12 protein-coding genes are annotated in these 12,308 nt (G+C 67.8%); 3 read left to right on the top strand and 9 right to left on the bottom strand.

Annotated features, from left to right (window positions below; all coding sequences use genetic code 11):
* Positions 1 to 5 precede the first annotated feature (5 nt).
* Genes HTA01S_RS04085 through ruvC form a run of 3 tightly spaced genes read left to right on the top strand, consistent with a single transcriptional unit; the run spans position 6 to position 2,195 of the window.
* Entirely contained in the window at positions 6 to 602 is a 597-nt protein-coding gene (locus HTA01S_RS04085; protein WP_068167324.1) for a lysophospholipid acyltransferase family protein, read from the top strand.
* Positions 603 to 657: 55 nt separating this feature from the next.
* Complete coding sequence (locus HTA01S_RS04090; protein ID WP_068167325.1) at positions 658 to 1,650, top strand: phosphatidate cytidylyltransferase; 993 nt, start codon at positions 658 to 660, stop codon at positions 1,648 to 1,650.
* The gene (gene ruvC / locus HTA01S_RS04095) at positions 1,647 to 2,195 is read left to right on the top strand and encodes a crossover junction endodeoxyribonuclease RuvC (RefSeq protein ID WP_068167326.1); all 549 of its coding nucleotides are present in this window, start codon (positions 1,647 to 1,649) and stop codon (positions 2,193 to 2,195) included. Before HTA01S_RS04090 ends, ruvC begins: the two co-directional genes overlap by 4 nt.
* 271 nt (positions 2,196 to 2,466) lie before the next feature.
* On the opposite strand, the gene HTA01S_RS25490 is transcribed toward ruvC, so the two are convergent.
* The 9 genes from HTA01S_RS25490 to ftsW form a co-directional block, all read right to left on the bottom strand.
* Positions 2,467 to 2,643, bottom strand: coding sequence for a hypothetical protein (locus HTA01S_RS25490; RefSeq protein ID WP_169804739.1), 177 nt, complete (start codon positions 2,641 to 2,643; stop codon positions 2,467 to 2,469).
* A 10-nt stretch (positions 2,644 to 2,653) separates the two neighbouring features.
* Positions 2,654 to 3,577 carry a UDP-3-O-acyl-N-acetylglucosamine deacetylase gene (gene lpxC, locus HTA01S_RS04100; RefSeq protein ID WP_068167327.1) on the bottom strand — a complete coding sequence of 308 codons (924 nt, stop codon included), beginning with the start codon at positions 3,575 to 3,577 and terminating at the stop codon, positions 2,654 to 2,656.
* A 385-nt stretch (positions 3,578 to 3,962) separates the two neighbouring features.
* The gene (ftsZ, locus tag HTA01S_RS04105; RefSeq protein WP_068167328.1) at positions 3,963 to 5,177 is read right to left on the bottom strand and encodes a cell division protein FtsZ; all 1,215 of its coding nucleotides are present in this window, start codon (positions 5,175 to 5,177) and stop codon (positions 3,963 to 3,965) included.
* A gap of 248 nt (positions 5,178 to 5,425) precedes the next feature.
* Positions 5,426 to 6,655: a cell division protein FtsA gene (gene ftsA / locus HTA01S_RS04110; protein ID WP_068167329.1), complete on the bottom strand. Its 1,230-nt coding sequence runs from the start codon at positions 6,653 to 6,655 to the stop codon at positions 5,426 to 5,428.
* Positions 6,656 to 6,668: 13 nt separating this feature from the next.
* A complete protein-coding gene (locus tag HTA01S_RS04115) occupies positions 6,669 to 7,463 on the bottom strand; it encodes a cell division protein FtsQ/DivIB (protein ID WP_068167330.1) in 795 nt (264 codons plus the stop codon).
* A gap of 10 nt (positions 7,464 to 7,473) precedes the next feature.
* The gene (locus HTA01S_RS04120; protein WP_407656091.1) at positions 7,474 to 8,448 is read right to left on the bottom strand and encodes a D-alanine--D-alanine ligase; all 975 of its coding nucleotides are present in this window, start codon (positions 8,446 to 8,448) and stop codon (positions 7,474 to 7,476) included.
* Positions 8,445 to 9,854: a UDP-N-acetylmuramate--L-alanine ligase gene (murC, locus tag HTA01S_RS04125; RefSeq protein WP_068167331.1), complete on the bottom strand. Its 1,410-nt coding sequence runs from the start codon at positions 9,852 to 9,854 to the stop codon at positions 8,445 to 8,447. The genes HTA01S_RS04120 and murC overlap by 4 nt, the downstream gene beginning before the upstream one ends.
* The gene (murG, locus tag HTA01S_RS04130; RefSeq protein ID WP_068167332.1) at positions 9,851 to 10,930 is read right to left on the bottom strand and encodes an undecaprenyldiphospho-muramoylpentapeptide beta-N-acetylglucosaminyltransferase; all 1,080 of its coding nucleotides are present in this window, start codon (positions 10,928 to 10,930) and stop codon (positions 9,851 to 9,853) included. Before murG ends, murC begins: the two co-directional genes overlap by 4 nt.
* A gap of 82 nt (positions 10,931 to 11,012) precedes the next feature.
* On the bottom strand, positions 11,013 to 12,266 hold the full coding sequence (gene ftsW, locus HTA01S_RS04135; protein WP_068168040.1) for a putative lipid II flippase FtsW: 1,254 nt from the start codon (positions 12,264 to 12,266) through the stop codon (positions 11,013 to 11,015).
* Positions 12,267 to 12,308 lie beyond the last annotated feature (42 nt).

Consider the following 12,308-nt stretch of genomic DNA (forward strand, 5'->3'; position numbering starts at 1 on the left):
AAGCGATGAGCACCTTCCTGCTCTGGCTGGTGCGCCTGCTCACCGGCGCCCAGGCGCGCTGGTACGGCTGCCCGCCCAAGGCGGAGCAGCGCATCTATTTCGCCAATCACCAGAGCCACGCCGATCTAGTACTGATCTGGGCCGCGCTGCCCCAGGAGCTGCGCAGCATCACCCGCCCGATCGCCGCGCGCGACTACTGGACCGCCTCGCCGTTCAAGCGCTGGATCACCACCGAGGTGTTCAACGCGGTGTACGTGGAACGCGAACGCAAGGGCGACGAGGACCCGCTGCAGCCACTCATCAACGCGCTGGACAGTGGCGACTCGCTGATCCTGTTCCCCGAGGGCACGCGTGGCCATGAGGAAGATCCTCAGCCGTTCAAGTCGGGCCTGTACAACCTGGCCCAGCGCTTTCCCGGTGTGGTGCTGGTGCCGGCCTGGATCCACAACGTGCAGCGCGTGATGCCCAAGGGCGAGGTGGTGCCGGTGCCGGTGCTGTGCTCCGTCACCTTTGGCGCCCCTTTGGCCCTGGAGGCCGACGAACCGCGTACCGCTTTCCTGAGCCGTGCGCGGGATGCCGTCATGGCACTGAGGGACGTATGAACCAGCCCGCCGACACCTGCGCCCGCCCAGTACCTGCGGCCCGGAGGCCGCGCGCATGACCTCGTTCCTGCGCAGCCTCAGCCCCGATCAGCAGGTCAGCCTGGTGTTTGTGCTGCTGTTCGGCCTGCTGCTGATCACCAGCGGTGTGGGCGTGCTGCTGTCACTGCACGAACGCCGAGCGGGCGACGACGAGGCCCAGGCCGCGCGCGCCCTGCGGCTGCGGGACAACCAGGCGCTGCTGCGCAGTTCGTGGGTGATGGCGCTGGTGTTCTGGGTCGGCTGGGTCATGGGCGAAGGCGTGGCCATCGTGCTGTTCGGTCTGGTGTCGTTCTTCATCCTGCGCGAGTTCATCAGCCTCTCGCCCACCCGCCGCGGCGACCACCGCAGCCTGGTGCTGGCCTTCTTCGTTGTGCTGCCCCTGCAGTACGCCCTGGTGTGGACCGAGCGCTTCAACCTCTTCACCGTGTTCATCCCGGTCTATGTGTTTCTCGCCATCCCGGTGGTGAGTGCGCTGGGCAACGATCCACAACGCTTCCTGGAGCGCAACGCCAAGCTGCAATGGGGCATCATGGTCTGCGTCTACGGCATGAGCCATGTGCCGGCCCTGCTGCTGCTGAACTTCCCGCGCTTCGCCGGCAAGACCGCGTTCCTGGTGTTCTTCCTGGTGCTGGTGGTGCAGACCTGCATGCTGGTGCAGCATCTGGCGGCGCGGCGCCCGCACCGGCCCGTGGCCCCGGCCATCAGCGGCAGCTTTCACTGGCGCAGTTGGGCCCTGGGACTGGCCGCTGGCGGCCTGTTGGGCGCGGCGCTGGCCGGCCTGACCCCGTTCAAACCGTTGCCTGCCATGGCCATGGCGCTGGTGGCCTGCGCGGCCGGCTCGTTCGGACACCTGGTCATGAAGGCCATCAAACGCGACCGTGGTGTAACGCACTGGGGGTCGGCCAGCCGCTCGGTCACCGGGGCCAGCGGCCTGCTCGACCGGGTGGACGCGCTGTGTTTCGCCGCGCCCGTGTTCTTCCATTCGGTGCGCTGGACCTTCAACCTATGAGAATCCTCGGCATCGACCCCGGCCTGCAATGCACCGGCTTCGGCGTGATCGACACCGAGGGCGCGGCGCTGCACTACGTGGCCAGCGGCACCATCCAGACCAGCCCGAAAGACGGCGCCCTGCTGCCCGAGCGGTTGAAGATCCTGTTCGACGGCATCAGCGAGGTGGTCCAGCGCTACCAGCCCGAAACCTCGGCCTGCGAGATCGTGTTCGTCAACGTCAACCCACAGGCCACGCTGCTGCTGGGCCAGGCGCGCGGCTGCTGCCTGACCGCGCTGGTGGCCAACGGGCTGCCCGTGGCCGAATACACCGCGCTACAACTGAAGAAGGCCGTGGTCGGCTACGGTCGGGCCGACAAGGCCCAGATGCAGGAAATGGTGAAGCGCCTGCTGCAGCTGCCTGGCCTGCCCGGCAAGGACGCCGCAGACGCCCTGGGTCTGGCCATCACCCACGCCCAGGTGGCGCGCTCGGTAGCGGCCATCAACAAGGTTTCACCTTTGCAGGCGAAGACACACGCGGCTTACAAGGGCGGAAGGAACTATTGACCCCCCCGCGCCGCCTGCGGCGTGCCTTGCAGGCCGCGCCACCATCAGAGCCGGTGTCACTTCGGGCTGTCCAAGTCTGCGCAGGCAGACTTGGAGCCGCAGCCCTCAGCCCCCCAGGGGGCTAAGCCTGTGGCCCGGCAAAGCCGGTTCCACGGCATCCTCGATGGAAGTCACGTCGCGCCGGAGAGCGCTGCGGTTGACGAGGGGAAGTAGGTTCCACTGCGACCTCGACGATGTCACGCGCTTCGGCTGCGCCCGGTGGAGGCGGTATTCAGAGGAGACGTTCAAGGAACAGAACGCCAAAGAAGCCCAGCGCTGCGATCAGGGTCCACTTCAGGATCTTGATGCCCCAGATTCTGTAGCGTTGCTGGCCGGTGCCGATGTAGAAGGCGAAACACGCGCCGGCCGCGAGCAGCAGAAAGAAGACGGCGAAGCGGAACAGCAGCATGGGCGCGCACCTACCAGGCAGGTGCGAGCTGGGCGAAGCCTTTCGGGGCCTCGCGCTCCTGCTCGAAGCTCACCACCTCGTAGGCATCGGGGCGGGCCAGCAGAGCCCGCAGCAGCTGGTTGTTCAGGGCGTGGCCGCTGCGAAACGCCGTGTAGGCCGCCAGCAGCGGTTTGCCCACGATGTACAGGTCGCCGATGGCGTCGAGGATCTTGTGTTTGACGAATTCGTCCTGGTAGCGCAGGCCGTCGGCGTTGAGCACCTTCACATCGTCCATGACGATGGCGTTGTCCAGCCCGCCGCCCATGGCCAGGCCGTGCGAACGCATCATCTCCACGTCGCGCGTGAAGCCGAAGGTGCGTGCCCGCGCGATCTCGCGCGCATACTGGCCGCTGCCGAAATCGAACTCGACCCGCTGGCCCGTGGAGCTCACGGCGGGGTGGTCGAACTCGATCTCGAAGCTGAGCTTGTAGCCGTGGTACGGCTCCAGCCGCGCCCACTTCAGGCTGCGCCCCTCGCCCTCGCGCACCTCCACCGGTTTGATCAGGCGGATGAAGCGCTTGGGCGCCTTCTGCATCACGATACCGGCGCTTTGCAGCAGGTAAACGAACGAGGCCGAGGAGCCGTCGAGGATCGGCACCTCTTCGGCGGTGATGTCCACGTACAGGTTGTCCAGCCCCAGGCCGGCGCAGGCGCTCATCAGGTGCTCCACGGTGTGCACCTTGACGCCGCCGTTGGAGATGGTGGAGGCGAGCCGGGTGTCCGACACCGACTCGGCCGTCACGGCGATGTCCACCGGCTCGGGCAGGTCGACGCGACGAAACACGATACCGGTGTCCGGCGCGGCCGGGCGCAGCGTCAGCTCCACACGCTGACCGCTGTGCAGGCCGACGCCGACCGCCTTGGTCAGGGATTTGAGAGTGCGTTGCGCGAGCATGCGGTGATTTTAAGTTTTGCGGCGCCAGAGCGCTTTGAGGAATCGTGATGACCGCGATAGGCTGGGTTCTCTTCTTTTTCTCCGGCTGCACCGGTCAGTGGCGACCGGAGCGCCCGGCTCCGCGGGTGTCCCCCGGGTCGGCTTCGCCGCCCCTCCTCCTTTACCCCGCTGCGCCGGACACCCCGGTCACCGCTGACCTACGTGGGGCGCGAACCATTGGCCCGCAAGCGTTTGCTCAGGCCGCGGGCGTCGGGCGTTCTGCGCAGCGGGGTAAAGGAGGAGACGGCACCAGCCGTCGGGGAACACCCGCGGAGCAGAGCGCCCGGCGTCCGCGAGCCCGCGAGGTGCAGGCACGAAACACGCCAGACACAAAACCCGACAAACGTCAGTCAGCTTGTTTGCGCAAGAAAGCAGGAATCTCGAAGTCGTCCATGCCGCCCGAGGCCAACGCATCCACCTTGGCCGCGGCCTGGGTGCGGTTGGTGCGCCAGACGCTGGGCACGGCCATGGAGTTGTAGTCGGGCTGGGCCATGCCCGCGCCCGGGCCACCCACGGCGGCGTTGACGGTGGGCACGTTGAACGGCACGTTGTCGGTGCCGGTGCGCAGCACCTGCAGCGGCGGCGCGGTGCGGCGCACGCCCTGGCGGCTCAGACCCGTGGCCACCACCGTGACGCGCATCTCGTCGCCCAGGCTGTCGTCGTAGGCCGCGCCGTAGATCACGTGCGCGTCCGGCGAAGCGTAGGCTCGAATGGTGTTCATGGCCAGCTTGGATTCAGACAGCTTGAGCGACCCCTTGGCCGCGGTCACCAGCACCAGCACGCCCTTGGCGCCGGAGAGGTCGATGCCTTCGAGCAGCGGACAAGCCACGGCCTGCTCGGCAGCGATGCGCGCGCGGTCCGGACCGGCGGCGACCGCCGTGCCCATCATGGCCTTGCCGGGTTCACCCATCACGGTGCGCACGTCTTCGAAGTCAACGTTCACGTTGCCGTACTCGTTGATGATCTCGGCAATGCCGCCCACGGCGTTCTTCAGCACGTCGTTGGCATGGGCAAAGGCCTCGTCCTGCGTCACGTCGTCGCCCAGCACTTCGAGCAGCTTCTCGTTCAGCACCACGATCAGCGAGTCCACGTTGGCTTCGAGCTCGGCCAGGCCGTTGTCGGCGTTGGTCATGCGGCGACCGCCTTCCCAGTCGAAGGGTTTGGTGACCACGCCCACGGTGAGGATGCCCATTTCCTTGGCCACACGGGCAATCACGGGTGCGGCGCCGGTACCGGTGCCGCCGCCCATGCCGGCGGTGATGAAGAGCATGTGCGCGCCGTCGATGGCGGTACGGATCTCATCGAGGGCGAGCTCGGCGGCTTCGCGCCCTTTCTCGGGCTTGCTGCCAGCGCCCAGGCCGGTGGTGCCGAGCTGGATGGTGCGGCTGGCCGCGCTGCGGGCCAGGGACTGCGCGTCGGTGTTGGCGCAGATGAACTCCACGCCCTGCACGCTGCGCGAGATCATGTGTTCCACCGCGTTGCTGCCGCCACCGCCAACGCCGATGACCTTGATCTGGGTGCCTTGGTTGAATTCTTCCACTTCAATCATTTCGATGCTCATGGCTCTCTCCTGTTGTTGCCCTGAACCTGAGGTTCGGGGCGGTTTTCATTTAAAAATCGGATTCGGTTCGTTGTGCTGTGAGGTGCCTCAGCCAGGCGGTCCAGTGCAGACCCGACATCGGGATCGTGGTCTGGGCCGGGTGCGTGGGGTCCAGGGCACCGTCGAACTGGCTTCGCCAGGCGACCGCTGCCGTCCCCTTGAGGAGAAGAAGCGCAGAAAGCACGGCGCAGGGGTGATCAATGGATTCATCAGAATGTCCCCACAAACCAGTTTTTGATGCGTTCCAGTGCGCTTTGCATGGAACCCGCTTTCTGGGCCACCTTGTGGCCCCGCACCCGCGCCATGCGCGCCTCTTCCAGCAAGCCCATGACCGTGGCGGCGCGGGCCTGCGCCACCATGTCCGAGAGCGCACTGGCGTAGTTCGGAATGCCCCGGCGCACCGGTTTCAGGAAGATGTCTTCCCCCAGTTCCACCATGCCGGGCATGACGGCGCTGCCACCGGTGAGCACGATGCCCGAGGACAGGACCTCCTCGTGGCCGGAATCGCGCACCACCTGCTGCACCAGCGCAAAGATCTCTTCCACCCGCGGCTCGATCACGCCGGCGAGCGCCTGACGGCTGAGCATGCGCGGGCCACGGTCGCCCAGACCGGGCACCTCGACCTGCTGGTCCGGGTCGGCCAGCAGCTGCTTGGCGCAGCCGTGTTCGACCTTGATGTCTTCGGCGTCCTTGGTCGGCGTGCGCAGCGCCATGGCGATGTCGCTGGTGATCAGGTCGCCAGCGATCGGAATGACCGCCGTGTGGCGGATCGCGCCACCGGCGAAGATGGCCACGTCGGTGGTGCCCGCGCCGATGTCCACCAGCGCCACGCCCAGTTCTTTTTCGTCGTCGGTCAGCACCGCCTGGCTCGACGCCAGCGGGTTGAGCATGAGCTGGTCCACTTCCAGGCCGCAGCGGCGCACGCACTTGATGATGTTCTCGGCCGCGCTCTGCGCGCCGGTGACGATGTGCACCTTGGCTTCGAGGCGGATGCCGCTCATGCCGATCGGCTCTTTCACTTCCTGGCCGTCGATCACGAATTCCTGCGGCTCCACCAGCAGCAGGCGCTGGTCGGTCGAGATGTTGATGGCCTTGGCGGTTTCGATCACGCGCGCCACGTCGGCCGGCGTGACTTCACGGTCCTTGATGGCCACCATGCCGCTGGAGTTGATGCCGCGGATGTGGCTGCCGGTGATGCCGGTGTAGACGCGGGCGATGCGGCAGTCGGCCATCAACTCGGCCTCTTTCAGCGCCTGCTGGATGCTCTGCACCGTGGCGTCGATGTTGACCACCACACCGCGCTTGAGGCCGTGGCTGGCCGACACGCCCAGGCCCGCGAGCTTGAGTTCGCCGTTGGCCTGGACCTCGGCCACCACCACCATGATCTTGGCGGTTCCAATGTCGAGTCCGACCACCAAATCCTTGTATTCCTTGGCCATGATTGCTTCTTGATTACCTTGTGTTGGTGACTTTGCCGGGGCTGTCTTCGGAGAGCGTGGTCACGCCCCGCATGCGCAGCGCGTAGCCGTTGGGGTAGCGCAGGTCCACGGACTGCAGCGCGCCGGGGTAGCGTTCGGTGAGCTGGCTCAGGGTGCCGGTGAAGCGCCGCGCGCGCTCCAGCAGCTCGTCCGGGCTGCCGCGCCCCAGCTCGATGCGCGCACCGCTGTCGAGCACCGCCCGCCAGCTGCCGCGTTCGTTGAGTTCAAGCCGCTCCACCACCAGCTCCAGACGCGAGAACTCGGCGCTGAGCAGCTGGTACAGCGCCCAGACCTGGGGCGCGTGATCCGCCGGGCCGATCAGCTCGGGCAGCCCATCGCTGTCGTCCGGGCTGGCGTCGAACACCTCGCCGAGCCGGTTGACCAGTTGCCCCGAACCCGACGGACCCCACCAGGCCACGGGCTGGTGCTCTTCGATCGTCACGCGCAGGCGGTTGGGGAACTCGCGCTGCACCACCGCCTGGCGCACCCAGGGCACGGACTCGAACAGGCGGCGCACCTGTTGCAGGTCGAGCGTGAGGAAACTGCCCGAGAGGCTGCTCTTCATCTGCGAGGCCAGCTGCGCGCGGAACGTCACCGCGTTCTGGTGCGCCACGTCGCCATGCACCGTGATCGCGCGGACCGTCCACACCGGGTGGCGGACCAGCCAGGTCCCGAACGCGCCCAGGCACAGGGCGGCAAACAGCACGACCAGGACGTGGGTGACCACGGTCATGAGCTTGACGTCCAGGGGCAGGTCGGTGTGCGGCATGGTGGGGCGCTCAGGCTTTTCCGGCCGGGTTGTCCAGCGCTGCGCTGGCGAGCAGGGTCAGGCACAGGTCTTCGTACGAGAGGCCGGTGGCGCGGGCCGACATGGGCACCAGCGAATGCCCGGTCATGCCCGGTGAGGTGTTGATCTCCAGCAGGTAGGGCCGGCGCGTGGTCGCGTCGATCATCACGTCGGCGCGGGCCCAGCCGCGGCAGCCCAGCGTCAGGTAGGCCTTGAGCACCAGCGCCTGGATGCGCTCTTCCTCGCCCGCGGGCAGCCCGCAGGGCACCAGGTACTGGGTGTCGTCGGTGAAGTACTTGTTCTGGTAGTCGTAGTTGCCGTCGGGCGCCACGATGCGGATCACCGGCAGCGCCCGGGCCTCGTCGCCGGTGCCCAGCACCGGGCAGGTGACTTCGTCGCCCGCGATGAACTGCTCGCACATCACCAGCGGGTCCTGCCGCGCGGCCAGTTCGTAGGCGTCCGCGCACTGGGCGAGTTCGGTCACCTTGGTCAGGCCGATGGTGGAGCCCTCGCGGACGGGCTTGACGATCATGGGCGAGCCCAGCGTGGCAAAGGCCGCCTGCGTTTCTTCCACGCTGTGCACCTGGCGCCAGGCCGGGGTGGACAGGCCTTCGGCCATCCAGATGCGCTTGGTCATGAGCTTGTCCATGGCCACCGACGAGGCCATCACGCCCGGCCCGGTATAGGGAATGCCCAGCAGTTCCAGCGCGCCCTGCACCGTGCCGTCTTCACCAAAGCGGCCGTGCAGCGCGATGAAGCAGCGCGCAAAGCCTTCGCGCTTGAGCTCGTCGAGGTCGCGCTCGGCGGGGTCGAAGGGGTGCGCGTCCACCCCCTTGGAGCGCAGGGCGGCCAGCACGCCGGTGCCCGACATCAGCGAGACCTCGCGCTCGGCCGAGCGCCCGCCCATCAGCACCGCCACCTTGCCCAGGGCCTGCGCCGCCGGGGCCGTGTTCACCATCGCATTCATGTCCGAACCTCCTGAGCCATCTCCACCACCCGCCCCGCCACCGCGCCGATGGACCCCGCGCCCATGCACAGCACCACATCGCCGTCGCGCGCGTTGTCCAGAATCGCCTGCGGCATGGCGGCGATGTCGTCCACGAACACCGGCTCGAGCTTGCCGGACACGCGCAGCGCGCGGGCCAGTGAACGCCCGTCGGCCGCCACGATGGGGGCCTCGCCCGCGGCGTACACCTCGGCCAGCAGCACGGCGTCGGCCTGGTTGATCACCTTCACAAAATCCTCGAAGCAGTCGCGCGTGCGGCTGTAGCGGTGGGGCTGGAAGGCCAGCACCAGCCTGCGGCCCGGGAAGGCGCCACGCGCGGCGGCCAGCGTGGCCGCCATTTCCACCGGGTGGTGGCCGTAGTCGTCCACCACGGTGCAGTGCCCGCCGCCGGGCAGCGCGGCGTCGCCGTAGCGCTGGAAGCGCCGGCCCACGCCCTTGAACTCGGCCAGCGCCTGCAGCACGGCGGCGTCCGGCACGCCCAGCTCCACCGCGATGCCGATGGCGGCCAGCGCGTTGAGCACGTTGTGTTCACCCGGCAGGTTCAGCACCACGTCCAGGTCGGGCAGCTGCACGCCGTTGCGGCGCTGCACGGTGAAATGCATCTGAGCGCCCACCGCACGCACCTGGGTGGCGCGCACCTGCGCGTCTTCGGAGAAGCCGTAGCTGGTGATGGGCCGCGCGATCTGCGGCAGGATCTCGCGGATGGAAGCGTCGTCCACGCAAACCACCGCCGCGCCGTAGAACGGCATCTTGTGCAGGAACTCCACGAAAGCGGCCTTGAGGCGGCCGAAGTCGTGGCCGTAGGTGTCCATGTGGTCGGCGTCGATGTTGGTCACGACCGAGAGCACCGGCAGCAGGTTCAGGAACGAGGCGTCGGACTCGTCGGCCTCGACCACGATGTACTCACCCGACCCCAGTTGCGCGTTGGCGCCCGCACTGTTCAGGCGCCCGCCGATCACGAAGGTGGGGTCCAGGTTCGCCGCGGCCAGCACGCTGGCCACCAGGCTGGTGGTGGTGGTCTTGCCGTGCGTGCCGGCAATCGCCACGCCTTTTTTCATGCGCATGAGCTCGGCCAGCATCACCGCGCGCGGCACCACCGGCACCAGCCTGGCGTGCGCGGCGATCACCTCGGGGTTGTCGTCCTTCACCGCGGTGGAGGTGACGATGGCGTCGGCCCCGCCGATGTGGGCCGCATCGTGGCCGATGAACACCTCGGCACCCAGCGCCACCAGCCGGCGCGTGACCGTGCTCTCGCCCAGGTCGCTGCCCGAGATGCGGTAGCCCTGGTTGAGCAGCACCTCGGCGATGCCGCTCATGCCGCTGCCGCCGATGCCGACGAAGTGAATATGGCGAATGGCATGCTTCATGGTTGACCCACCTTGGCCAGGGTTTCACAGGCGGACACCACGGCCGCCACGGCTTCTGTTTTTTCCATCGTCTTGGCTTTGCTCGCCATCTCCATCAGGGTTTCGCGCCGCACGGTCTGCAGCGTCTGCGCCAACTGCAGCGGCGTGAGTTCTTGTTGCGGCACCAGCCAGGCCGCGCCCGCGTCGACCAGAAAGCGCGCGTTGGTGGTCTGGTGGTCATCCACCGCCGAAGGAAAGGGCACGAACAACGCGGCCGCGCCCACGGCGGCGATCTCGGTCACGGTGCTGGCGCCGGCGCGGCAGACGATCAGATCGGCGTCGGCGAAGGCCTGGGCCGTGTCGTCGATGAAGGGCGTGAGCTCGGCCCGCACCCCGGCCGCGGCGTAGTTCGCACGCAGCGCCTCGATCTGTTTTTCCCCGCTCTGGTGGATCACCTGCGGGCGCTGCGCCGAGGGGATCAGGGCCAGCGCCTGGGGCACGGTGTCGTTGAGTGCCCGGGCGCCCAGGCTGCCGCCCACGACCAGCAGGCGCAGCGGCCCGCTGCGTCCGGCGAAACGGGCCTCGGGCGCCGGCTGCCGCAGGAACGGCGCGCGCAGCGGGTTGCCTACCCACTGGGCCTTCCTGAACACATTGGGGAATGCGGTGAAGACGCGGTCGGCCACGCCCGCGAGCACCTTGTTGGCCATGCCGGCCACCGAGTTCTGCTCGTGCAGCACCAGGGCCTTGCCCGCGAGCACGCCCATCATGCCGCCGGGGAAGCTGATATAGCCCCCCAGGCCCACCAGCACATCGGGCTTCACGCGGCGCACCACCTGCAGCGCCTGCCAGAACGCGCGCAGCAGCCGCAACGGCAGCAGGACCAGCGTGAGCACACCCTTGCCGCGTACGCCACCGAAGGCGATGGTCTCCAGCGTGAAGCCGCGCGGTGGCACCAGCCGGCTTTCCATGCTGTCGGGCGCGCCCAGCCAGTGCACGCGCCAGCCGCGCTCGCGCAGCGCTTCGGCCACGGCCAGGCCGGGGAAGATGTGGCCCCCGGTGCCGCCGGCCATGATGAGGGCGCAGGGTTGTTTGCTCATGACCCGCCCCCCTTCATCACCGATGCGTTCCGCATCTGCAGCCGCTGCGCGTCTGCCTGGCGATTTTGATGAAACCGCTTGCTCATGCGCGGCCCCCTTTCATCATCTGGCGGTTTTCATAGTCCACGCGCAGCACGATGGCCAGGGCGACGAGTTCGAGCAGGATGGCCGATCCGCCGTAGCTCATGAGCGGCAGCGTCAAGCCTTTGGTGGGCAGAGCTCCCAGGTTCACGCCGATGTTGATGAAGGCCTGAAAGCCTACCCACAGCCCGACCCCCTGGGCCACGAGGCCGGCGAACACCTGGTCCAGGGCAATGGCCTGGCGGCCGATGTGCATGATGCGGCGCGTGAGCCAGAGGAACAGACCGATCACGATCAGCACCCCGATCAGGCCGAACTCTTCACCCACCACCGCGAGCAGGAAGTCGGTGTGGGCCTCGGGCAGCCAGTGCAGTTTTTCCACGCTGCCACCCAAGCCGACGCCAAAGATCTCGCCGCGACCAAAAGCGATGAGTGAGTGCGAGAGCTGGTAACCCTTGCCGAGCGCATAGGCCTCGCTCCAGGGGTCGAGGTAGGCGAAGATGCGCTCGCGGCGCCACTCGCTCATCATGACCATGAGCGAGAACGCGCCCACCACCACCAGCGCGATCAGGAAGAACATGCGCGCGTTCACGCCGCCCAGGAACAGGATGCCCATGGCGATCACGACGATCACCATGAAGGCCCCCATGTCGGGCTCGGCCAGCAGCAGCATGCCCACCACGGCCAAGGCCACGGCCATCGGCGCCACGGCGCGGAAGAAGCGCTCCTTGACCTCCATCTTGCGCACCATGTAATTGGCGGCGTACAGCAACACGGTGAGCTTGGCCAGCTCGGAGGGCTGGAAGCTGATGAGCCCCAGCGAGAACCACCGCCGGGCGCCGTTGACGCCCTTGCCGATGAAAGGCAGCAGCACCAGCACCAGCAGCAGCAGCGACAGAGCAAAGAGCCAGGGCGCGAACCGCTCCCAGCTCTGCATGGGCACCTGGAACACAATCAGTGAAGCCACCAGGCCGATCAGGATGAACAGGCCGTGGCGCAACACGAAGTGGGTTTGGGCGTAGTTGGCAAAGCGCGGGTTGTCGGGCAAGGCGATCGAGGCCGAATACACCATCACCAGACCCCAGGCCATCAGGGCCATCACCACCCACAGCAGCGGCTGGTCGAAGCCGAGTTCGCGCACCGCCACGTTGCGGGTGCCGGCGTAGGTGCGGTTGGACAGGCGCACCGGCAGGCCGTCGCGCGCCGACCCACCAGCGAGCGCGCCCGCGAGGTCGCGGCCGATCAAGCGCGGCATGACCGAGGCGAGGCCAGCGCGCAGACGCTGCCAGGGCGTGAG

The sequence above is a fragment of the Hydrogenophaga taeniospiralis CCUG 15921 genome (assembly GCF_001592305.1).
GTDB lineage: Bacteria > Pseudomonadota > Gammaproteobacteria > Burkholderiales > Burkholderiaceae_C > Hydrogenophaga > Hydrogenophaga taeniospiralis.

Coding starts and splice junctions, on each gene's coding strand:
- ruvC (WP_068167326.1), top strand. CDS start 1,647: ATGAGAATCCTCGGCATCGACCCCGGCCTGCAATGCACCGGCTTCGGC.
- ftsA (WP_068167329.1), bottom strand. CDS start 6,655: ATGGCCAAGGAATACAAGGATTTGGTGGTCGGACTCGACATTGGAACC.
- HTA01S_RS04085 (WP_068167324.1), top strand. CDS start 6: ATGAGCACCTTCCTGCTCTGGCTGGTGCGCCTGCTCACCGGCGCCCAG.
- HTA01S_RS04120 (WP_407656091.1), bottom strand. CDS start 8,448: ATGAATGCGATGGTGAACACGGCCCCGGCGGCGCAGGCCCTGGGCAAG.
- ftsW (WP_068168040.1), bottom strand. CDS start 12,266: ATGCCGCGCTTGATCGGCCGCGACCTCGCGGGCGCGCTCGCTGGTGGG.
- HTA01S_RS04090 (WP_068167325.1), top strand. CDS start 658: ATGACCTCGTTCCTGCGCAGCCTCAGCCCCGATCAGCAGGTCAGCCTG.
- lpxC (WP_068167327.1), bottom strand. CDS start 3,577: ATGCTCGCGCAACGCACTCTCAAATCCCTGACCAAGGCGGTCGGCGTC.
- murC (WP_068167331.1), bottom strand. CDS start 9,854: ATGAAGCATGCCATTCGCCATATTCACTTCGTCGGCATCGGCGGCAGC.
- HTA01S_RS04115 (WP_068167330.1), bottom strand. CDS start 7,463: ATGCCGCACACCGACCTGCCCCTGGACGTCAAGCTCATGACCGTGGTC.
- HTA01S_RS25490 (WP_169804739.1), bottom strand. CDS start 2,643: ATGCTGCTGTTCCGCTTCGCCGTCTTCTTTCTGCTGCTCGCGGCCGGC.
- ftsZ (WP_068167328.1), bottom strand. CDS start 5,177: ATGAGCATCGAAATGATTGAAGTGGAAGAATTCAACCAAGGCACCCAG.
- murG (WP_068167332.1), bottom strand. CDS start 10,930: ATGAGCAAACAACCCTGCGCCCTCATCATGGCCGGCGGCACCGGGGGC.